The organism is Bacillus sp. KS1, from assembly GCF_020075515.1.
GTDB classification, from domain to species: Bacteria; Bacillota; Bacilli; order Bacillales; family Bacillaceae; genus Bacillus; species Bacillus velezensis.
The window spans coordinates 1-1127 of sequence record NZ_JACAWW010000003.1 but is presented as its reverse complement, the minus strand read 5'-3'; the positions used below and the strand labels follow the sequence as shown (position 1 = coordinate 1127).

Below are 1127 nucleotides of genomic sequence, written 5' to 3'. Positions count from 1 at the left end.
ACCCGTTCCCATGCCGAACACGGAAGTTAAGCTCTTCAGCGCCGATGGTAGTCGGGGGTTTCCCCCTGTGAGAGTAGGACGCCGCCAAGCTTTTTTATTTTATCTACCATGTTTTTGTTTATGAAGCTTATAATATTCCGCAGTAGCTCAGTGGTAGAGCTATCGGCTGTTAACCGATCGGTCGTAGGTTCGAGTCCTACCTGCGGAGCCATTGCTTCCATAGCTCAGCAGGTAGAGCACTTCCATGGTAAGGAAGAGGTCAGCGGTTCGAGCCCGCTTGGAAGCTTATCTAAAATACGTTGATCTGAAGCAGTTTCCGCGCGTTATGGAACTGTTATTTTTTTATTTGGATCAGTAAAAACTGTTACTGATTGCAGCAGTTAAGGTATAGGTGTTTAAAGCGCGCTTTCTGATGAAGTTAGCCTTGCTTCAATGATTCAAAGAGATTAACATAATTAATTGTTAAACGGTATTGACTTTTATCAAAACCTTGATATAATTACTTTTGTCATAATGAGCAGTATGTTTAGGTTGATCTGTGGGTTATACCGTTTGGATTTTTACTGAATAAATAATAATACAGTTTACCGCTATCTGAGGCTGTATTCTGGCCATGCTTTACATTTTTACTTGCGGAAGTAGTTCAGTGGTAGAACATCACCTTGCCAAGGTGGGGGTCGCGGGTTCGAATCCCGTCTTCCGCTCCATTTTATCCCAACGGGATATTGTGATATTAATTGCGCCCGTAGCTCAATTGGATAGAGCGTTTGACTACGGATCAAAAGGTTAGGGGTTCGACTCCTCTCGGGCGCGCCATAATGTTTTTAAAAATCGGGAAGTAGCTCAGCTTGGTAGAGCACATGGTTTGGGACCATGGGGTCGCAGGTTCGAATCCTGTCTTCCCGACCATTCTCAAACTTTAAAGATAATATACTGGTTTTCTTTTTCTCTCTTTTTTTTAAAAAATGCTTGATTTATAGAGAGACACCGTGGTATATTATTAAACGTCGCTGATGAACAGCAGACAACAACAAAAAGCTTCGGAAACAACTTGAAAAAAGTTGTTGACATAAAAGAAGCTGAGTGGTAAGATAATAAAGCTGCTTCAACAAGCGGTAATGATCTTT

1 protein-coding gene, 5 tRNA genes and 1 rRNA gene are annotated in these 1127 nt (G+C 41.8%); 6 read left to right on the top strand and 1 reads right to left on the bottom strand.

Annotation, left to right across the window (positions count from 1 at the left end; genetic code table 11):
* From rrf to HWY38_RS00325, 6 genes are all read left to right on the top strand, one after another.
* Positions 1–90 (top strand): 5S ribosomal RNA (rrf, locus tag HWY38_RS00350); the annotation flags it as partial.
* A 46-nt stretch (positions 91–136) separates the two neighbouring features.
* Positions 137–211: transfer RNA gene (locus HWY38_RS00345), tRNA-Asn, on the top strand.
* Positions 212–213: 2 nt separating this feature from the next.
* A tRNA-Thr gene (locus HWY38_RS00340) sits at positions 214–286 on the top strand.
* Positions 287–632: 346 nt separating this feature from the next.
* Positions 633–707, top strand: a tRNA-Gly gene (locus HWY38_RS00335).
* A 32-nt stretch (positions 708–739) separates the two neighbouring features.
* Positions 740–816: transfer RNA gene (locus HWY38_RS00330), tRNA-Arg, on the top strand.
* A gap of 16 nt (positions 817–832) precedes the next feature.
* A tRNA-Pro gene (locus tag HWY38_RS00325) sits at positions 833–909 on the top strand.
* 3 nt (positions 910–912) lie between these two features.
* On the opposite strand, the gene HWY38_RS00320 is transcribed toward HWY38_RS00325, so the two are convergent.
* A partial coding sequence (locus HWY38_RS00320) for a hypothetical protein (RefSeq protein WP_411908462.1) occupies positions 913–1127 on the bottom strand: 215 nt, incomplete at its 5' end.